The organism is Bradyrhizobium sp. WSM3983 (assembly GCF_000473045.1).
GTDB lineage: Bacteria > Pseudomonadota > Alphaproteobacteria > Rhizobiales > Xanthobacteraceae > Bradyrhizobium.
In genome coordinates this window covers 111,568-130,833 of sequence record NZ_AXAY01000010.1, presented here as the reverse complement: position 1 = coordinate 130,833, position 19,266 = coordinate 111,568, and the positions used below count along the sequence as shown (strand labels likewise).

Annotated in this window: 15 protein-coding genes; 7 read left to right on the top strand and 8 right to left on the bottom strand. The window is 64.9% G+C overall.

Annotation, left to right across the window (positions count from 1 at the left end):
- Window positions 1-10: 10 nt before the first annotated feature.
- From YUA_RS0118165 to YUA_RS0118135, 6 genes are all read right to left on the bottom strand, one after another.
- A complete protein-coding gene (locus YUA_RS0118165; RefSeq protein ID WP_027531983.1) occupies window positions 11-553 on the bottom strand; it encodes a tripartite tricarboxylate transporter TctB family protein in 543 nt (180 codons plus the stop codon).
- Window positions 554-630: 77 nt separating this feature from the next.
- Window positions 631-1,605, bottom strand: a complete 975-nt coding sequence (locus tag YUA_RS0118160) for a tripartite tricarboxylate transporter substrate-binding protein (protein ID WP_027531982.1) — start codon at window positions 1,603-1,605, stop codon at window positions 631-633.
- A gap of 122 nt (window positions 1,606-1,727) precedes the next feature.
- Window positions 1,728-2,525: an enoyl-CoA hydratase/isomerase family protein gene (locus YUA_RS0118155; protein WP_027531981.1), complete on the bottom strand. Its 798-nt coding sequence runs from the start codon at window positions 2,523-2,525 to the stop codon at window positions 1,728-1,730.
- 116 nt (window positions 2,526-2,641) lie between these two features.
- On the bottom strand, window positions 2,642-3,841 hold the full coding sequence (locus YUA_RS0118145) for an alanine--glyoxylate aminotransferase family protein (protein ID WP_027531980.1): 1,200 nt from the start codon (window positions 3,839-3,841) through the stop codon (window positions 2,642-2,644).
- A 114-nt stretch (window positions 3,842-3,955) separates the two neighbouring features.
- Window positions 3,956-5,239, bottom strand: a complete 1,284-nt coding sequence (locus tag YUA_RS0118140; RefSeq protein ID WP_027531979.1) for an MFS transporter — start codon at window positions 5,237-5,239, stop codon at window positions 3,956-3,958.
- A gap of 55 nt (window positions 5,240-5,294) precedes the next feature.
- The gene (locus YUA_RS0118135) at window positions 5,295-6,497 is read right to left on the bottom strand and encodes an alanine--glyoxylate aminotransferase family protein (protein ID WP_027531978.1); all 1,203 of its coding nucleotides are present in this window, start codon (window positions 6,495-6,497) and stop codon (window positions 5,295-5,297) included.
- Between the two features lie 133 nt (window positions 6,498-6,630).
- On the opposite strand from YUA_RS0118135, the gene YUA_RS0118130 reads away from it, so the two are divergent.
- The 3 genes from YUA_RS0118130 to YUA_RS0118120 all read left to right on the top strand — a co-directional run bounded on the left by YUA_RS0118130 (window position 6,631) and on the right by YUA_RS0118120 (window position 10,869).
- Entirely contained in the window at window positions 6,631-7,368 is a 738-nt protein-coding gene (locus YUA_RS0118130; protein WP_027531977.1) for a GntR family transcriptional regulator, read from the top strand.
- 104 nt (window positions 7,369-7,472) lie between these two features.
- Entirely contained in the window at window positions 7,473-10,448 is a 2,976-nt protein-coding gene (locus tag YUA_RS0118125; RefSeq protein WP_027531976.1) for an FAD-binding and (Fe-S)-binding domain-containing protein, read from the top strand.
- Window positions 10,441-10,869, top strand: a complete 429-nt coding sequence (locus YUA_RS0118120) for a heme-binding protein (protein ID WP_027531975.1) — start codon at window positions 10,441-10,443, stop codon at window positions 10,867-10,869. The genes YUA_RS0118125 and YUA_RS0118120 overlap by 8 nt, the downstream gene beginning before the upstream one ends.
- An 883-nt stretch (window positions 10,870-11,752) precedes the next feature.
- Here YUA_RS0118120 and YUA_RS0118115 read toward each other — a convergent pair.
- A complete protein-coding gene (locus YUA_RS0118115) occupies window positions 11,753-12,535 on the bottom strand; it encodes an enoyl-CoA hydratase/isomerase family protein (RefSeq protein ID WP_027531974.1) in 783 nt (260 codons plus the stop codon).
- Between the two features lie 126 nt (window positions 12,536-12,661).
- On the bottom strand, window positions 12,662-14,752 hold the full coding sequence (locus tag YUA_RS0118110) for a molybdopterin oxidoreductase family protein (RefSeq protein WP_027531973.1): 2,091 nt from the start codon (window positions 14,750-14,752) through the stop codon (window positions 12,662-12,664).
- 252 nt (window positions 14,753-15,004) lie between these two features.
- Between YUA_RS0118110 and YUA_RS0118105 the strand changes: the two genes are divergently transcribed.
- Genes YUA_RS0118105 through YUA_RS0118090 form a run of 4 tightly spaced genes read left to right on the top strand, consistent with a single transcriptional unit; the run spans window position 15,005 to window position 19,266 of the window.
- A complete protein-coding gene (locus YUA_RS0118105) occupies window positions 15,005-15,961 on the top strand; it encodes a tripartite tricarboxylate transporter substrate binding protein (RefSeq protein WP_198029454.1) in 957 nt (318 codons plus the stop codon).
- Window positions 15,962-15,974: 13 nt separating this feature from the next.
- The gene (locus YUA_RS0118100) at window positions 15,975-16,445 is read left to right on the top strand and encodes a (2Fe-2S)-binding protein (protein WP_027531971.1); all 471 of its coding nucleotides are present in this window, start codon (window positions 15,975-15,977) and stop codon (window positions 16,443-16,445) included.
- Complete coding sequence (locus tag YUA_RS0118095; RefSeq protein WP_027531970.1) at window positions 16,442-18,571, top strand: molybdopterin cofactor-binding domain-containing protein; 2,130 nt, start codon at window positions 16,442-16,444, stop codon at window positions 18,569-18,571. Before YUA_RS0118100 ends, YUA_RS0118095 begins: the two co-directional genes overlap by 4 nt.
- On the top strand, window positions 18,568-19,266 hold the full coding sequence (locus YUA_RS0118090; protein ID WP_027531969.1) for a substrate-binding domain-containing protein: 699 nt from the start codon (window positions 18,568-18,570) through the stop codon (window positions 19,264-19,266). Before YUA_RS0118095 ends, YUA_RS0118090 begins: the two co-directional genes overlap by 4 nt.

Sequence of the window (19,266 nt, the reverse complement as noted above, 5' to 3'; positions counted from 1 at the left end):
GCGGGTCCGCCTAGTAGCCGAAGGCCGCTTCGAGCGGTCCCTTCGGCATGATGACGTCGAAGGCGATGTCGAAGGTGACGAACATGATCGCCGTGAACAGGAAGGCGGTGAGCAGCGACTTCCACAGCGCGATCTTGCCGACGAGGCGCATGAAACCCGCAATCAGCAGGAAGCTTGCGACGTAGAGGCCAAGGAACTGCGTCACCAGGCAGAACAGCAGCGTTGGCACGAACACCTTCGTCACGCGGCGCGCCTGCGCGCGCGTGACGAAGGTCTCGGCGGCCCCGCGACGCGCGACCAGCGCCACGATCAGTCCGTAAAGGCTGCCGCCGGCGAGGATGACGGAGAGATAGAACGGAAAATAGCCGGGCTCAGGCCCGGTCGAATCCCAGGAGGCGCCGGTGCGCCAATTGTCATAGCCGAGGATCGCCGCCAGCACGAGCAGCAGCAGGCAGACGATGATTTCGACCGTGCCGGAGATGGTGACAGAGGGAGAGTTTTCCTCAGGCGCGGTCGGATCGTCGACGACGATTTCAAGATCGGTTTGGGACATGCTCTGTCAGGGACGGAGTGCAGTCAATTCTCCCTCTCCGCCGCAAAACGGGCGAGGGAGGAGAGAAAAAAGAGCAGTCACTTCGCGACGAACCCGGCTTCCGTCATCAGCGACTTGTTGGTGGCGTCGTCCTCCTCGAGGAACTGCACCATGTCCTTGCCGGTGAGGAAGATCGGCTTCAACGCCTGCTTTTCCATGTAGTCCTTGTATTCAGCGGTCTGCGTCACCTTGTGGAACAGCTCGACATAGAACGCCTGCTGCTCCGGCGTGACCTTGCCGGGCAGGAACATCGCGCGCAGCATCAGATACTGGACGTCGACGCCCTCCTCCTTGCAAGTCGGGATGTCGGCCCAGGACTGCGTGTCCGTCACCTTGCCGGTGTAGGCAATGCGCTCCTTGTCGAACACGCAGAGCGGACGCACCTGACCGGCGCGCCAGACTTCGAGATTTTCGCTAGGGTTGTTGACGTTGGATTCGGTGTGGTTGCCGACCAGCTGCGTCGCGGCCTCGCCGCCGGACTTGTAGGGCAGATAGGAGAATTTCGCGCCGGTCTTCTGCTCGAGGAAGACGGTCAGCACGTGATCCTCGCGCTTGGAGCCGGTGCCGCCCATCTTGAACGGCGCGGTTGCCGCCTTCGCGGCGTCGACGAACTCCTTCACCGTCTTTGGGCCGGCGCTGTTGTCCCACAGCACGAACTGGTCGAGCGCGATCACCGAGACCGGGGTCAGCTCGCGCCAGTTGAACGGGATCTTGGCGGAGAGCGGCAGCATGTAGATCAACGAATAGGCGATCAGCACCTTGTTCGGATCGCCCTCGCTGGACTTCATGTACATCAGCGCTTCCGCACCCGACGCGCCGCCCTTGAGCGAGACCACCATCGGCTGCTTCATCAGATTGTTCTTCTGGATCGCGGCCTGCATCATCCGCGCCATCTGGTCGGAGGCGCCGCCCGCACCGGCTGCCACCACGATCTCGACCGGCTTGGTGGGCTCCCAGCCGGCAAAGGCCGGCGCGCTCAACAACAAGGCCGTCGCAGCTCCGACGGCTTTCACTGGAATTCGCACGAGTTTCGTCCCCTGGTTTCTTATTGGCTTTGTATTGTGCGGACTAAAGATCGCGAGTTCAAGCAGGCGGACATTCCGCCGCATATGACTTTCGGCTGACGACGCGCGCGCTACTTGCCCTTCCAGTTCGGCGTGCGCTTGTTGAGGAAGGCGTCCATGCCCTCGCGGAAATCTTCGCTCATATAGGCCTTGAGGATCAGGTCCTCGCCCTGTTCGCGCGACAGCGTGGGGCGGATGCGGCGCACCGCTTCCTTCGTCGTTTCGAGCGTCAGCGGCGCATGGCTCGCGACGAGTTTGGCAGTTTCGTCGGCGCGGCGTTGCAGCGTCTCGACATCAGGCACGATTTCGGTGAGCAGCCCGAGCGACAGCGCTTCGTGCGCCTCGACCAGCCGCGCCCTGAAGATCAGATCCTTGGTGCGGGCGGGACCCACGAGCGAAACGACGCGGCTGATGTTCGACATCGACAGGCAGTTGCCGAGCGTGCGCGCGATCGGGAAACCCATGCGCGTCGTCTCGGTGCCAATGCGGAGATCGCAGCAGGCGGCGATGCCGGCGCCGCCGCCAGTGCAGGCGCCTGCAATGGCCGCGATCACGGGCACCCGGCACTGCTCAAGCGTGCCGAGCACGCGGTCGATGCGAGCCTCGTAATCGAGCGCATCCTGTGCAGTTTTGAACGCGCGGAACTGCGAGATGTCGGTGCCGGAGGCGAACGCCTTGTCGCCGGCACCGGTGAGGATCAGCGCCTTGATCGAACGATCGGCGTTGATCTCCAGGCAGATCTCCGCCATCCGGTCATACATGGCGAAGGTCATGGCGTTGCGCGCCTGCGGGCGGTTGAAGGTGATCCGCGCGATGCCGTCGGTGACGGAGTAGAGCAGGTCTTCGTTGGTCGTCGTCGGTGCGTTCATCGCGCGCTCACTTTCTCTAGAGCATGATCCGGAAAAGTGTGCAGCGGTTTTCCGACAAGATCATGCTCAAACTAGAAGACCTAAAGCGCGATGACCTCATCGCGCTTTAGAGTAGTTCAGGCCACTTGCGCCTTCGTCATCGGCACCACGTCGCGTCCCTTCAGGACGTCCATGGCCGCCAGCACGCCGCCGCTCCGGTGCGGAATCTTAGCAAGATCCAGGCCCATCTCGACGCCGGCGAGCGTACCCATCAGCATCAGATCGTTAAAATGACCGATATGGCCGATGCGGAACACCTTGCCCTTGACCTTGTTCAGGCCGGTGCCGAGCGACATGTCGAAGTTCTCAAGCACGACCTTGCGGAAGGCGTCGGCGTCGTGTCCGTCGGGCACGCGCACGCCGGTCAGCGCCGGCGAATGTGCGGCGGGATCAACGCACTGCGTCTCGAGACCCCAGACCTTGACTGCTGCGCGCGTCGCCGCGCTGTGGCGCTTGTGGCGGGACCAGGCGTTCTCCAGCCCCTCTTCCTCCAGCATCTTGACCGCTTCACGCAGGCCGTAGAGCAGATTGGTCGCGGGCGTGTAGGGGAAGGTGCCGAGCTTGTTGAAGGAGATGACTTCCTGCCAATCCCAATAAGAGCGCATGCCCTCGTTGGCTTTGGCGACGGCGAGCGCCTTCTCCGAGACGGCGTTGAAGCCGAGGCCCGGCGGCAGCATCAGTCCCTTCTGCGAGCCCGCGACCGAAACGTCGATGCCCCAGGCGTCGTGCTCGTACTCCATCGAGCCGAGGCCGGAAATGGTGTCGACCATCAACAGCGCCGGATGCTTGACACGGTCGAGCAGCTTGCGCACGTCGAGCGGCGGCGTCACGCAGCCAGTCGAGGTCTCGTTATGGACGACGCAGACCGCCTTGATCGCGTGCTGCTTGTCGGCAGCAAGGCGCTTTTCGATCTCGGCGAGGTCGGCACCATGGCGCCAGTCGCTCGGGATGAAGTCGACGTCGAGCTTGAACTTCTCGGCGATGCCGCGCCACAGCACGGCGAACTGACCGGTCTCGCACATCAAAATCTTGTCGCCGGGGGCGAACACGTTGACCATCGCCGCTTCCCAGGCGCCGGTGCCGGACGAGGGGAAGATGATCACGGGCTGCTTGGTGCGGAACACCCGCTGCATCGAGGCGAGAACCGCAAAACCGAGCTCGGCGAACTCCGGACCGCGATGGTCCAGAGTCGGCATGTCCATCGCCCGCAACACGCGGTCGGGCACGTTGGTCGGTCCTGGAATCTGGAGAAAATGCCTTCCAGTATGCACGGTCATAGGCGTCCTTCCCGGTCTAGCCTTGTTTTGATGGCCGCCGAATAGCACCATTTGACCGGCTTGTCCCCTCTCCAAGGGGCGACGTCCATGCATAACCGGAGACCCTCCGCCGCCCTACTCCGCGGCGACCACCTTGCCGGACGGCGCCCGCCCCTCTGCCTCCGTAAACGGGCGTTCCGGGTGCATCAGGAAGGCCGAGGCGCCGCCGAGCAGCAGCAGGCCCATCGACATCAGGAACGGCAGGTACCAGTTTCCGGTCGCATCGATCACGAAGCCCGCGACCAGCGGGGAGACGATGGCGGCAAAGGCCGAGCCGGTGTTCATGAGGCCCGACGCGGTCCCTGAGTATTTCGGGGCGATGTCCATCGGGATCGACCACATCGGGCCGATCACGAGCTCGGCACAGAAGAAGCCGGCCGACAGGCACAGCGCGACGATCGTGATGTCGTGGACGAACAGGATCGGGAACAGCGAAAGCAGCGCCCCCGCAAATCCCGCAACGGTGACGCTGAGCCGCGCCACGCGGACATTGCCGGTGCGGTCGAGGATCTTGTCCGAGATCACGCCGCCGACGCTGTCGCCGATCACGCCGGCAAAGAAGACGCCGGAGGCGAACAGCGCCGAGTTCTTGATGTCGAGATTGTAGTTGTTCTTGAAGAACAGCGGCAGCCAGTTGAGATAGAGCCACAGGCACCAGCCGTAGCAGAAATAGGTCAGCGTCACCGGCCACATCCGGCCGAGCAGTGGGCCCCAGGGCACGCGCGGCCGCTCGCCGGTCGGGCGCGGCGGCAGCGCGGCGAGCTCGGCTTCCGTGATCGAGGCGTGTTCTTTCGGCTCGTTGCGGAAGTACCAGACCCAGATCACGCCCCAGATGAGGCTTACGAAGCCGAGCACGACGAACGCGCCGCGCCAGGTCAGCCAGAGTATCAGCAACGCCACCACCGGCGGCGTCACGGCATTGCCGAGCCGGGCGAAGGAATGGGTCAGGCCTTGCGCAAAGCCGCGGCGGTTTGCCGGTGTCCAGTATTGCATCGCGCGCGTCGCGGTCGGGAACGTGGCGCCCTCGCCGAAACCGAGCGCGAAGCGCGCGACGAACAGCGCGCCGAGACTATTGACGAAGCCGGTCGAGATGGTCGCAACCGCCCAGATCATGCCGCACCAGAACAGCGTCTTGCGCGGCCCGAAGCGATCACCGACCCAGCCACCGATCACCTGGAACAGCAGATAAGGATAGGCGAAGGCGGAGAAGACGAGGCCGAGCTGGGTGTTCGAGAGAGCAAGCTCCTTCTGGATCTCGCTCGCGGCAGTGCCGATGTTCACCCGGTCGACATAGGTGATGAAATACATCGCGCAGAGCATCGCCAACACGACATGCGTGGCCTTGAACCGAATTCCCATCTCCACCCCTCCTGATCGCTTTTTTTATGATTGCCGCTCGCGTGTCCCGCGCGGATTAAGTGCCGACCACTTTGAGATGCGGCGATGCATTGCCCTGCGGGCGCTGCTCCAGCAGCTTCATCGCGACGTCGACGCCGCCGGAACGGTGCGGCACGCCGGCAACCGACAGGCCCATCTCCACGCCGGTGAGCGCGCCGAGCAGCGTCAGCGCATTGCATTCACCGAGATGGCCGATGCGGAAGACCTTTCCGGCGACCTTCGACAGGCCCGAGCCGAGCGACATGTTGTAATTGTCGAGGACGATCTTGCGGAACTGGTCGGCGTCATGGCCAGGCGGCATCAACACCGCGGTCAGCACCGGCGAGAACTCGGCCGGCTCCTGGCAGAGCACTTCGAGCCCCCAATGATTGACGGCGGCGCGCGTTGCGGCCGCGAGCCGCTGATGCCGTGCGAACACGTTGTCGAGGCCTTCTTCGAGCAGCATCGCGATCGCTTCGCGCAGGCCGTAGAGCAAATTGGTCGCCGGCGTGTAGGGGAAGAAGCCGTTGGCGTTGGGCTTGAGCATCTCCTCCCAGTCGAAATAGGAACGCGGCATCTTGTTGGTCTTCGCCGCCGCGCGCGCCTTCTCGGAGATCGCGTTGAAGCCGAGGCCGGGCGGCAGCATAAAACCCTTCTGCGAGCAGCTGACGCTGACATCGACCTTCCACTCGTCGTGGCGGTAGTCGACCGAGCCGAGCGACGAGATGGTGTCGACCATCAGCAGCGCGGGATGGCCGCTGCGGTCGATCGCGGCGCGGATTTCGGCGATACGGCTGGTCGCGCCGGTCGAGGTCTCGTTGTGCACGACCATCACGGCCTTGATCGCGCGCGCCTTGTCATCGGTGAGTTTTGCTTCGATCACGGCGTGATCGGCGCCGCGGCGCCAGTCGCCGGGCACGAAGTCGACCTCGATGCCGAAGCGGCCCGCCATCTGCCGCCACAGCGTGGCGAAATGGCCGGTCTCGACCATCAGCACCTTGTCGCCCGGCGACAGCGTGTTGACGATCGCGGCCTCCCAGGCGCCCGTCCCTGAGGAGGGGAAGATGATGACCGGACCCTTGGTCTGGAAAATTGTCTGGCTGCCTTCGAGCACGGTGCGGCCGAGTTCACCAAATTCCGCGCTTCTGTGGTCGATGACAGGCATGTCCATGGCGCGCAGGACGCGCTCGGGGACCGGGCTCGGGCCCGGAATCTGAAGGAAATGGCGTCCCTGATGCATGAAAACCTCCCTGGCGGCGAATTCTGGCCGGCTTGAGTGCTTATTTTGCATTCATTTTTTGTCATTTCAATCGAAATTTGGTATTTGATTGTGGCCGTCGACGCGACCAAATGGGCAAACTATTGTGCTGCAAATGAAATCCACGATTCCCGACATCGGGGTTCCGATCGCCCCGCCCGCCACAAATGGCGGCGACCGCGAGGCAGCCTCGCTCCATGGCGAGATCCTGCTGCGGCTGCGCGACTATGTCGTGGAAGGCAACATTCCCGACGGCGCCCGCGTTCCCGAGCGCCAGCTCTGCGAAATGTTCGGCATCTCCCGCACGCCCCTGCGCGAGGCCTTAAAGGTTCTCGCCGCCGAGGGCTTGATCGAGTTGCTGCCGAACCGCGGCGCTCGAATCCGTCAACTCAGCCAGCGCGATCTGGAAGAGCTGTTCGATGTGATGGCCGGACTGGAAAGCCTAGCCGGGCGTCTCGCCTGCGAGGCCATCACGGATGAGGAAATCGCCGCGATCGAGCAACTGCATTACGAGATGTACGGCCACTATCTGCATCGCGACATGCACGGCTATTTCCAGGCCAACCAGCGCATCCACGAGAGCATCGTCGCGGCCGCCCGCAACGAGACGCTGAAGACCGCCTACACCAGCTTCGCGGGACGGATCCGCAGGGTCCGCTACTCCGCCAATTTCGCCCGCAAGCGGCAGCGCTGGGCGGAAGCGATGCGCGAGCACGAGGCCATCCTCGACGCACTGCGCCGCCGCGCCGGCAGCGAGCTCAGCGACATCCTGTTCCAGCACCTGCGCAACAAGCGGACGGCCGCGATCGAGCATCTGACCGAACCGCAAGAGGACGCGCCGGCCTCGCCCTGAGGGTCGCCGGCTTGCTCATTTTGAATTCATAATATAATCGGTCAGAAACAAGAATGCATAATCCAGCGGGCCGCGCGCCTCGCTGGATCACTCCGGGACCAGGGATGACAAACGCCTCCTCGCTCGAACGGCGCCTGCGCGCGGACATGACCGGCGACGTCCTGTTCGACGGCTTCAGCCGCGGCCGCTACGCCACCGACGCCTCGTTTTACCAGATCGTGCCATCAGGCGTGGTCGTCCCCAAAACGATGGACGAGGCGCTCCGGGCCCTGGCGATCGCCCGCGACGAGGGCGTGAAGGTCACCCCGCGCGGCGGCGGCACTTCGCAATGCGGCCAGACCGTCAATGACGGCCTCATCGTCGATCTCTCAAAACACCTCAACCGCATCCTGTCGCTCGATGTCGAGGGTCGGACCTGCGTGGTCGAACCCGGCATCGTGCTCGACGACCTCAACCGCGAGCTCAAAAAGCACGGCCTCTGGTTTCCGGTCGACGTTTCCACGGCCTCGCGCGCCACCATCGGCGGCATGGCCGGCAACAATTCCTGCGGCGGCCGCTCGCTTCGCTACGGCACCATGCGCGACAACACGCTATCGATGGAGGCCTCGCTCGCCGACGGCACGCTGAGCCGCTTCGGCGAGGTCTCGCGCGATCTCTCCGATAGCGATGCCGGCGAGACCATGCGCGCGCTGTTCCGCGACATGCTCGATCTCGGCACGCGTGAGGCCGACGAGATCGCGGCGCGCTTTCCAAAAGTGCAGCGCCGCGTCGGCGGCTACAATCTCGATGCGCTCACCCCGCGCAATGCGCGCAACAACATGGCGCATCTCCTGGTCGGCTCGGAAGGCACGCTCGCTTTCACCACCAACGTCAAGCTGAAGCTGTGGCCTGTCATCCGCAACAAGGCGCTCGGTGTCTGCCATTTCGGCAGCTTCTACGAGGCGATGGACGCGGCCCAGCATCTGGTCAAGCTGAAGCCGATCGCGGTCGAGTTGGTCGACCGCACCATGCTCGCGCTCGGCCGCGACATCGCGATGTTCAAGCCGATCATCAATGCAGCGATCAAGGGCGATCCGGACGCCGTGCTGGTGGTCGAGTTCGCCGAGGAGGACGAGGCCGACAATCTCTTTCGCCTCAAGCAGCTCAACGAGCTGATGGGCGATCTCGGCTTCGGTTGGACCAACGACACGCGCAAATGGGGCGGCGTGGTCGAGATCACCGAGCCCGCGCTGCAGAGCGGCATCGCCGATTTCCGCGCCGCCGGCCTCAACGTCATGATGTCGATGAAGCAGGAGGGCAAGCCGGTCTCCTTCGTCGAGGACTGCGCCGTGCCGCTACCACATCTCGCCGACTACACCCAGCGGCTGAACGAGGTCTTCGCCAGGCACGGCACCAGCGGCACGATGTACGCGCACGCCTCCGAGGGCTGCCTGCATGTGCGGCCCGTGCTGAACCTCAAGCTCGAAAAAGACGTCAAGGCGATGCGCGCCATCGCCGAAGAAGCCTTCGCGCTGGTGCGTGAATACAAGGGCTCGCATTCCGGCGAGCATGGCGACGGCCTGGTGCGCTCCGAATTTCACGAGACCATGTTCGGCGAGCGCCTCGTCGCCGATTTCAGGGAGGTGAAGCACCGCTTCGATCCCGATGGCGTGCTCAATCCCGGCAAGATCGTCGATGCGCCGAGGATGGACGACCGCTCGCTGTTCCGCTTCAAGCCCGACTACCGCGTCGCTGACCTCAAGACAAAACTCGACTGGTCCGCTTATCCCGGCGCCGGCGGCGGTTTTCAGGGCGCGGTCGAGATGTGCAACAACAACGGGGCCTGCCGCAAGCTCGAGGGCGGCGTGATGTGCCCGTCCTATCGCGCCACGCGCAACGAGAAGGACGTCACGCGAGGGCGCGCCAACACGCTGCGGCTCGCGATCTCCGGCCAGCTCGGCCCCGATGCGCTCGCCTCCGACGAGATGATGGAGACGCTCAAGCTTTGTGTCTCCTGCAAGGCCTGCCGGCACGAATGCCCTGTTGGCGTCGACATGGCCAAGATGAAGATCGAGGTGCTGGCCGCGCGCGCCGCCACCCACGGCCTGACCTTGCGCGATCGCCTGGTCGGCTATCTCCCGCGCTATGCCGGCCTCGCCTCGCGCTTCGCGCCGCTGGCGAATTTGCGCAACCACAGCCCGCTGCTGCGAAAGCTGTTCGAGCGCTTTGCCGGCATCAGCGCGCGCCGCGCCCTGCCCGCCTTCCGCAGCGACGTCTTCGTGCCACTGGCCGACAGCGTCGGACCGAAGACCGGCCGCGAGATCGTTCTGTTCGTCGACACCTTCAATCGCATCTACGAGCGCGAGAACCTCGAGGCCGCGCTACGCGTGCTCGCGGCTGGCGGCTATCGCGTGCATATGCCGAAGCCCGCCAGCGGCAGCCGCCCGCTGTGCTGCGGCCGCACGTTCCTGTCCGCCGGTCTCGTCGATGAAGCCAGGTCCGAGCTCAATCGACTCGTGACCGCTTTCGCACCCTTTGCCGCGCGCGGCGTGCCGATCGTCGGTCTCGAACCGAGCTGCCTGCTGACGCTCCGCGACGAGCTCGCTTCGCTGCGCAAGGACAACGACGCCAAGGCCGTCGGCGCCCATGCCCTCACCTTCGAGGAATTTCTGGTGCGCGAGGCAGAGGCTGGCCGGCTGCAACTGCCGCTCGGCACCGTCGCCAAAAAGGCCGTTGTGCACGGCCATTGCCATCAAAAATCCTTCGGCGCCTTCAAGCCGGTCGAGCAGGTGCTGCGGCTCGTCCCAGGTCTTGAGGTCGAGACCATCGAGTCCAGCTGCTGCGGCATGGCCGGCGCGTTCGGCTATGGTGCCGACACCTATGATGCCTCGATCGAGATGGCCGAACTGTCGCTGCTGCCCGCCGTGCGGAAGGCTGATCAGGCGACGTTGGTCGTCGCCGATGGCACCTCCTGCCGGCACCAGATCCACGACGGCGCGCAGCGCGAGGCGCTCCACGTCGCGCGCGTGCTGGCACTGAGCCTCGACCGCGCCGAGACCCAATCCACTTCAACCGCTATAAAGGAACCCGGCCATGGCTGACCTCACGCTCGACACCGCCCGAAAGATCCTCGACGCCGCCTTCGCCAAATCCACCGAGCTGAAGCTGAAGCCGCTGGTCGTAACCATCCTGGACGCACGCGGCGTGCTCAAGATCGCCGCAGCCCAGGACGGCACCAGCCTGATGCGCGCCGAGATCGCCCACGGCAAGGCCTATGGCGCGCTTGCGATGGGCATGGGCTCGCGCGCGCTGTACCAGCGGGCACAGGAGCAGGCCTATTTCATCGACGCCGTGAACACCATCGCCAAGGGCGCGCTGGTGCCGGTCCCCGGCGGCGTCCTGATCATGGACGGCACGACCTTGCTCGGCGCTGTCGGCGTCTCCGGTGATACGTCTGACAATGACGAAGCCTGTGCGGTCGCCGGCATCCAGGCCGCCGGCCTGAAGGCCAACGCGGGTTAGAGGTCTCGTACGGTGGGTTAGAAACACCCATTCCGCCGTCAACCCTTCTTTGCAAAAATATTTCGCTTTACCGAAATTCGGAAATAGCGTATGTGTCGCGCTATCCCGGCTCATCCTTGAGGGGCGATCGTACGTCGTCACGAATTGCGAGCCGGGTTTGCGGTGGACGCGGCAGCGTCGGCACGAGGGGTGCGGGCAGGGCGGGTAGTCCCTGTGAGCCCGAAGCCGCGTGCGGACGAGCGGCGCTGTTCAGTTCGTCTCGCCAACATTCTTGCGGCGCGTGTGCACACGGCTGCGAGACCCTGTGGCACCAGGCGATGCGCGCGTACGGCAAAACCGTGTGGTCCTGGCCGTCGTTGCTACGGTCAAGCCTGTCGCGGAGGTGTGGAGCGCCCAACCGGGTCAACCGCATCGTCAATTCGCGGGGCGAGGGAGGCCAGAAGGAATTCGGCTCCCGGGAGAGCACGGCATAAGCCGTCAACCCATCGCGCAGGGAAGGCCGAGTGATTGGCACCACCTGTATGCTGCTGTGCGGTTTTCCTGCGCTACATCTTCGCGCAGCGGACCGCGGGTGCGAGGTCAGCACCCGGCCTTCCCTGCGCCCTCTTGGTCAAGAGGGTGGAGAGATCAAGCAAAGCTCGGGCGAATTGCGCCGCGAGAATGAGAAGGTGTGCCTGCTGTTTGAGCCGTGAATTGGATCACGATGGCCGCGCTGCGCCCTCCGTCATTGCGAGCGCGTGGTGAGTGCTCGCCGCACTCTCGATGTCATCGCCCGCGAAGGCGGGCGATCCAGTATTCCAGAGACGGCTGTGATTAGGCCGATAGGCCGCGGCTTACTGGATGCCCCGCCTTCGGGGGGCATGACAGCGGTGGGTGCGTCCCCTCACCGCCCCGTCCAGACCGGCTTGCGCTTCTCGCCGAATGCCTTCAGCCCCTCCTTGGCGTCCTCGGTCATGGCGAGCAGTGCGATCTGGCTTTCGGTGTAGGCGATGCTCTCGTCGAACGACATCGAGGCGATGGCGCGCATGGCGTATTTGCCGCGGCGGATCGCGGTCGGGGATTTGTCGACGATGCGGCCGATCAGCCAGTCGACCTTGGCATCGAGCTCGGCGGTCGGCACGACGTGATTCAAAAGGCCCGCGGCCTGCGCGGCTTTCGCGTCGAACGGCTCGCCCGTGAGCGCCCATTCGTTGACGAGGCGTCGCGGTGCGATCTCCTGCAACAGGCTCAACACCTGCATCGGAAACACGCCGACCTTCACCTCGGGCAGGCCGAAGATGACATGATCCGCCGCCACCGCCATATCGGTCATGCACAGCAAGCCCATGCCGCCGGCCATGCAGACGCCGCTGACGCGCGCGATCGCGGGCTTGGTCGCGTTCTGCGACAGGCGCAGCAGGTCGGCATAATCGACATTCGGCCTGGAATGATCCATCGCGAAGGCCGCACCGGAGTTCTGCAAGTCGGCGCCGGCGCAGAACGCCTTGTCGCCCGCGCCGGTCAGCACGATGACGCGAACGTCCTTGTCCTCATGCGCGTCGCGATAGCCACGTGCGATGCCCGCGATCACGTCGCCGTTCAGCGCGTTGCGCTTCTCCGGCCGGTTGATGGTGATCCAGAACGCCTGCCCGCGCTTCTCGGTGATGACGCCTGTGGTGTCGGTCATGACGCTATATCCTTGCTCCCGTTTTGCAGCCATTTGCGGCAGCCCGGGTGCGCGGTGCAAGGGCAATCTGTCAGAAGGCGTCGCTTTAGCGCCTCGACGCAAATCAGTACGAAGCGCGAGCGCGCCTCAGGCAGCAGTTGCCTTCCTGATCCAGACCTTGTTGTCGTGGAACGCAGCGCCGCCGATCGGCGCGATGGTGTCCGCACCGGTCAGCATGTTGATGCCGCGACCGCCAATATGATTCTTGTTCGGATGCACGGACTCCGCAATCAGCACGCCGCGCCGCACGCCCTCAAACAGTGCGGCGATCAGCGTGGTCTCGCCGCGGGCGTTGCCGAGCGTCACGGCGTCTCCGTCGGCGATGTCGAGCGCGGCCGCATCCAGCGGATGGATCATCACGCTCGCTCTGCCTTCGCGCGCCTGCGAGGACGGGGTCTCGTTGAAGGTGGTGTTGAGGAAGCTGCGCGACGGGCTGGTCGCGAGCCGGAACGGATGGGCCTGATCGGAGTGCTCGATCACGGCCCAATGGTCCGGCAGCGACGGCATCTTGTCGAAGTCGCCCATGGTCTGGCCGAACGGCGGATGCGCCCAATCGGCCTTGAAGTGGAATTTGTTGTCGGGATGAGCGAAGCCATCGAGATAATGCGAGGTGCGGAAGTCCGGCTGCAGATCGCGCCAGATGTCGGCCTCGAGGCCGGCGATGTCGCCGTGGTCGCTGAGTTTTAGCGTCGTGTCGATCAACTCGCGCGGCGTCATCTCGAAGCCGCGATGCCTCGCGCCAAGCCGCGGCGCCAGCGCCTGCAGCACCTGGTGGTTGGAGCGGCATTCGCCGGGCGGGTCGATCAGTTTTGGGCCGACCGAGATGTGCTGGTGGCCGCCGCCATAATAGAGGTCGTCATGCTCCATGAACATCGTCGCCGGCAGCACGATGTCGGCCATAAGCGCGGTCTCGGTCATGAACTGCTCGTGCACCGCGACGAACAGATCCTCGCGCGCAAAACCCTGCCGCACCAGCGCCTGCTCTGGCGCAACCGTCATCGGGTTGGTGTTCTGGATCAGCATCGCCTTGACCGGGCCCTTGCCGAGCAGGGCCTCGGCATCGCCGGTGAGGATGCGGCCGATCTGCGACTGGTCGAGTGCGCGGGTGGTCTTGTCGATCGCGTCATGACCTTCGATGACGGCTTCGTTGAAGTGCCACAGCGCGTAATTGTTGAAGAAGGCGCCGCCGCCCTCGTACTGCCAGGCGCCGGTCACCGCGGGAATGCAGTTCGCCGCATGCATTTGCGTCGCGCCGTTGCGCGAACGGGTGAAGCCGTAGCCGAGCCGGAAGAAGGTCCGCTTGGTCTCGCCGACGGCCTTGGCGAAGGCCTCGATCTCCGCCACCGGCACGCCAGAGATTGCGGAGGCCCATTCCGGCGTGCGTGTCTTCAGATGCGCCTCGAGCTCGGCGGGGCAATCGGTGTACTTGTCCATGTAGGCGCGGTCGGCATAGCCGTCGCGGAACAGCACATGCATCACGCCGCAGGCAAACGCGCCGTCAGTGCCAGGCCGCAGCAGGATCTTGATGTCCGCCTGCTTCATCGTCTCGTTGTCGTAGATGTCGACGGCAGCGATCTTCGCGCCGCGCTCCTTCCGCGCACGCGCGGCGTGCGTCATCACGTTGACCTGGGTGTTGACGGGGTTGGTGCCCCAGATTACCACGAGATCGGACAGCGCCATTTCGCGCGGATCGACGCCGGCGATCTTGCCGGTGCCGATCGCAAACCCAATGCGCCCGACATTGGCGCAGATCGTCTGGTAGAAGCGCGAATATTTTTTCACATGCGTGAGACGGTTGAGGCCGTCGCGCATCACCAGCCCCATCGTGCCGGCGTAGTAGTACGGCCAGATCGACTCCGCGCCGAACTCGCGCTCGGCCTGGTTGAAGCGATCGGCGATCTCGTCCAGCGCCTCGTCCCAGGGAATCCGCGCGAACTGGCCGGAGCCCTTCGCACCCGTTCGGCGCATCGGAAACGTCACGCGCTCCGGATGATGGATGCGCTCGGCGTAGCGAGCGACCTTGGCGCAGACCACGCCAGCCGTGTAGGTCTGCTTTTTCGAACCGCGGACGCGGCCGATGCTGCGGCCTTCGACCACTTCGATATCGAGCGCGCAGGCCGACGGACAATCGTGCGGACAGGTGGAGTGGCGGATCTCGATCTTGGCGTGCTGGTTCATGGTCAATTTCGTAACACCAAAATACCGGGCAGCCGAGGGCATTTATCCGGCAATGCCCATGCAAAATGCTCAAACCGTGCGCGTGGCGTGTTCCTCCCGCGATCGCGAAATGCCCCGTGGTCCCACCGAAAACGGCCCGATATTCCGTCCGAAATCGACTTTGTGAGGCGTCGACAGTCTGCGCCCGCTGCCGCTACAGTGCCGGCCAACAAGAACGAGTGCGGGGAGGTGGGTGTGAGGGCCCGACAATTGATGCTGGCGCTGGCCGCCGGCCTGCTCACCGCATTCTCCGCAAGCCCCTCCCTGGCGCAAGATTATCCTGCGCACGCGGTCCGCATCGTCGTGCCCTTCGGCGCGGGTGGGCCGGCCGACGTCGCGGCTCGGCTGATCGGCCAAGCGCTGCAGGAGCGGTTTGGCCAGCCCTTCGTGGTCGAGAACCGCACCGGCGCGGGCGGCGTCATCGGCACGGTCGAAGCCGTGAAGTCGCCGGCCGACGGCTACACGCTGCTGATGATGTCCAACACCCAGACCGCGAATGAATCGCTGCTGACGCCGGAGCAACGCAAATACGATTTGATGCGCGACTTGGCGCCGATCGCGCCGGTGAACTATTCCGATCTCGTCATCGTGGTGAACCCGCAAGTTCCGGCGAAAACGCTGCAGGAGTTCATTGCGCTCGCCAAAGCGCAGCCCGGCAAACTGAACTACGCCTCTTCCGGCCAGGGCACGCCGTACCACATGGCCGGCGAGCTGTTCAAAGCGATGGCCGGCATCGACGTTGTCCACGTCCCCTATCGCAACAGCGGCGAGGCCCGCAGCGGCGTGATCGGCGGCCAGGTGCAGATGATGATCGACGCGGTGCCGGCGATGGCGCCGAACATTGGAGAGAATCAGGTCCGCGCGCTCGCGACCACCGGCCAGCAGCGATCCGCGGTGCTGCCCAATGTGCCGACTGCTGGCGAGGCGGGCGTCGCAGGCTATGAGGCGACGATCTGGCTCGGCCTGATGGCGCCGGCGGGCACGCCGAAACCTGTCATCGACAAGCTCAACGCCGCCGTGAACACGATGGTGAAGCGGGCGGACATCGTCAAGCTCTGGACCGAGCAAGGTGCCGTGCCCATGTCGATGACACCGGAGGAGTTCGACAAGTTCCTGCGGGGCGACATCGCGAAATGGGCCGATGTCGTCAAGAAGTTCGACAAGCCCTGAGGCCACACCGATCATGCCCGCCATTCAATTCCACCTCAACGGCGCGACGGTTTCAGTTGATGCCGATCCGGACCAGACGCTGCTCGATGCGCTCCGCGGCCGGCTTGGAATCACCAGTCCGCATTTCGGCTGCGGCGCCGGTGAATGCGGAGCCTGTCATGTCATGGTCGATGGCCGTGCAATGGCCTCCTGCGACATGCCGATGTGGTCGATGGCGAACAAGGACGTCGTCACACTGGAGGGCCTCGGCACGGCCGAGCAACCGCATCCGCTGCAACGCGCCTTCATCTCCGAGCAGGCGATGCAATGCGGCTATTGCGTCTCGGGGATCCTGATCAGCGCGGCAGCGCTGCTCAAGCGCAATCTGTCGTCAACGGAGGCGGAGGTCAGGACGGCGCTCGATCGCAATCTGTGTCGCTGCGGGTCGCATAATCGCATGGTGCGCGCGGTGCTGCGGGCCGCATCGGAGATGGCGACGTCATGAGTGCGCCGTCCCCTGCCCCGAAACTGCCGGTCAGCCTGGCCGCCAATCCAAGACTGTCGTCCTGGGTGAGGTTCACCGGCGAAGGCCGCGTGGCGATCTCGCCTGGCAAGGTCGAGATCGGCCAGGGCATCGTCACGGCGCTGGCGCAGATCGCGGCGGACGAACTCGACGTCGGGATCGGACGCATCGAGATGATCCGCGCCTCGACGGCTGCGAGCCCGAACGAAGGCGTCACCTCCGGCAGCCTGTCGATTCAGCAATCCGGCCGCGCATTGCGCCACGCCTGCGCCGAGGTGCGCCAGCGTTTTCTCGCAGCAGCCTCGGAGCGTCTTGGTGTCGATGCGGCACTGCTCGGCGTCGCTGACGGCACGATCTCGGCCCCGGGGAACGTCAGGACCAGCTATTGGGAGCTGTCGGGTGACGTTTCCCTCGACCACGATGTGACTGCAGGCACCATAGCGAAGTCCGCCGTCACACGCAGCGTGGCCGGGCATTCGATCCAGCGCGTCGACATTCCCGACAAGGTATTCGCGCGGCCGCGCTTCATCCATGACTGCACGTTGCCGGGGCTGGTGCATGGACGCCTGCTGCGGCCGGATATCTCCGGCGCCAAGCTGATCGCGCTCGAGGAAGCGGCCGCGCGCGCTGTTTCCGGGCTCATTGCGCTCGTCCGCGACGGCAGCTTTGCGGGCGTCGTCGCCGACAGCGAGGCTGCGGCGGAAGCCGCGCTGAAAGCCTTACGCAAGGGCGCGACATGGTCGGCCGGCGAGCCGCTGCCGGATGAAAGCGATCTGGCCGGCTTCTTGAGAAGCCAGCCGGTCGAGACCACGGTCATCGATACCAGGGCAGCGGCTGCGGCAAAGGCTACGCGCACGCTCCGCCGGCAGTACACCCGCCCTTACATCGCACATGCCTCGATCGCGCCGTCCTGCGCAATGGCGCAATGGGACGGCGACCGGGTCCATGTCTGGACGCACAGCCAGGGCGTCTATCTGCTCCGCGCCGATCTCGCGATCGTGCTCAAGCTGTCGGCCGAAAACATCGTCGTCGAGCATATGGAGGGTGCGGGCTGCTACGGGCACAATGCGGCCGATGATGTCGCGCTCGACGCCGTGCTGCTGGCGAAAGCCGCCAGCGGCCGTCCGGTGCGAGTGCAATGGTCGCGCCACGACGAGATGTCTCACACGCCGTTTGGTGCCGCGATGGCCATCGAGATCGAGGCCGATCTCGATGTGGACAACGAGATCGTCGGCTGGCGCCATGCGATCTGGAGCAACGGCCACGCGGCGCGGCCCGGGCGTGCGGCACAGCCCGCGCTGCTCGCCGCATCCGAGATTGCAAATCCCTACCCCCGCATGATCTCGACAAATCCGCCGGCCGCCAATGGGGGCGGCGGCGACCGCAACTCCGTTCCGCTCTACGACCTCCCGGCCTGGACGATTACGAGCCATCGCCTGCTGACCATGCCGGTGCGCACCTCGGCGCTACGGACCCTCGGTGCACAGGGCAACGTGTTCGCGATCGAATCCCTGCTCGACGAGATCGCAGCCCTGCGCGCCGAAGACCCGATCGAATTCCGCCTGCGCTACCTCAGCGACGAGCGCGCACGCGAGGTCATTCGCGCCGCGGCGCGACGCGCGGGATGGAAGCCCGAGAGACGATCCGGCATCGGCCACGGCGTCGGCTTTGCCCGCTACAAGAACACGGGCGCCTATTGCGCCGCGATCGCCGAGGTCGAAGGCGCCGACGACATCCGAGTGAGGCGGCTGACGCTTGCGGTCGACGTCGGCGAGGCCATCAATCCGGATGGCGTCATCAACCAGATCGAAGGCGGCGCGATCCAGGCGACGAGCTGGGTGCTCAAGGAGCGCGTCCGTTTCGACCGGACGCGCATCACATCGACCTCGTGGACGAACTATCCGATCCTCACATTCAGCGAGGCGCCAATGGTGGATGTCGAGATCATCCAGCGGCCGGAGATCGAGCCGGTCGGCGCCGGCGAGGCCGCGCACGGCCCGGTGACGGCGGCGATCGCCAATGCGGTCCATGATTGCCTCGGCGTGCGCGTGCGCGACCTGCCGATCACGCGGGACAAAATCATCGCAGCGATGGAGCTTGCATCGTGACGACAGTGAGCATTTTGAGCGGCGGCGCGGCGCAAGGCCTGGTGCGCGGCCTCACCGAGGCCTTCAAGGCACAGACCGGCTTCGGCATCGCCGGCGAATTCGGCGCGGTCGGTGTGATGGCGGAGAAGCTGCGCGCGAGCACGCCGGCCGATCTCGTGATCCTGACGCAGACCCTCCTTGCAAAGCTTGCTGCGGAGAAGCTTGTAACGCCCTCCTCGATCGCCGATGTCGGCCGGGTCGAGACCGCGCTGGCGGTCCGCAACCGCGATCCCAAGGTGACCGTGAAAACGGAAGCCGATCTTCGCGAAATCCTGCGCTCCGCAGACGCCATCTACGTTCCCGACACCAAGGCGTCGACCGCGGGCAAGCACGTCGCAAAGGTGCTGGATCAGCTCGGCATCGCCTATGAGATCACGTCGCGCCTGAAGATCTTTCCCAACGGCGCAACGGCGATGCGCGAGCTGGCGGCGTCGACCGCGACGCGGCCGATCGGATGCACGCAGGCGACCGAGATCATCGCAACCGACGGCATCGCGCTATCAGGGTCGCTGCCGCCCGGCTGCGAGCTGGTGACGATGTACAGTACCGGCATCGCCACGCAGGCGACGCATCCGAACGAAGCCGCCGCGCTGATCGCACTGCTAACCGGCGTAGACCGGAGAGACCTGCGCCAGCGCATGGGCTTTGCCAGCTAG

Excerpts from the sequence above, each read along its gene's own strand:
- YUA_RS0118165 (WP_027531983.1), bottom strand. The coding sequence starts at position 553 with ATGTCCCAAACCGATCTTGAAATCGTCGTCGACGATCCGACCGCGCCT.
- YUA_RS0118095 (WP_027531970.1), top strand. The coding sequence starts at position 16,442 with ATGAGTGCGCCGTCCCCTGCCCCGAAACTGCCGGTCAGCCTGGCCGCC.
- YUA_RS0118140 (WP_027531979.1), bottom strand. The coding sequence starts at position 5,239 with ATGGGAATTCGGTTCAAGGCCACGCATGTCGTGTTGGCGATGCTCTGC.
- YUA_RS0118110 (WP_027531973.1), bottom strand. The coding sequence starts at position 14,752 with ATGAACCAGCACGCCAAGATCGAGATCCGCCACTCCACCTGTCCGCAC.
- YUA_RS0118100 (WP_027531971.1), top strand. The coding sequence starts at position 15,975 with ATGCCCGCCATTCAATTCCACCTCAACGGCGCGACGGTTTCAGTTGAT.
- YUA_RS0118130 (WP_027531977.1), top strand. The coding sequence starts at position 6,631 with ATGAAATCCACGATTCCCGACATCGGGGTTCCGATCGCCCCGCCCGCC.
- YUA_RS0118115 (WP_027531974.1), bottom strand. The coding sequence starts at position 12,535 with ATGACCGACACCACAGGCGTCATCACCGAGAAGCGCGGGCAGGCGTTC.
- YUA_RS0118105 (WP_198029454.1), top strand. The coding sequence starts at position 15,005 with ATGCTGGCGCTGGCCGCCGGCCTGCTCACCGCATTCTCCGCAAGCCCC.
- YUA_RS0118125 (WP_027531976.1), top strand. The coding sequence starts at position 7,473 with ATGACAAACGCCTCCTCGCTCGAACGGCGCCTGCGCGCGGACATGACC.
- YUA_RS0118145 (WP_027531980.1), bottom strand. The coding sequence starts at position 3,841 with ATGACCGTGCATACTGGAAGGCATTTTCTCCAGATTCCAGGACCGACC.
- YUA_RS0118155 (WP_027531981.1), bottom strand. The coding sequence starts at position 2,525 with ATGAACGCACCGACGACGACCAACGAAGACCTGCTCTACTCCGTCACC.
- YUA_RS0118135 (WP_027531978.1), bottom strand. The coding sequence starts at position 6,497 with ATGCATCAGGGACGCCATTTCCTTCAGATTCCGGGCCCGAGCCCGGTC.
- YUA_RS0118120 (WP_027531975.1), top strand. The coding sequence starts at position 10,441 with ATGGCTGACCTCACGCTCGACACCGCCCGAAAGATCCTCGACGCCGCC.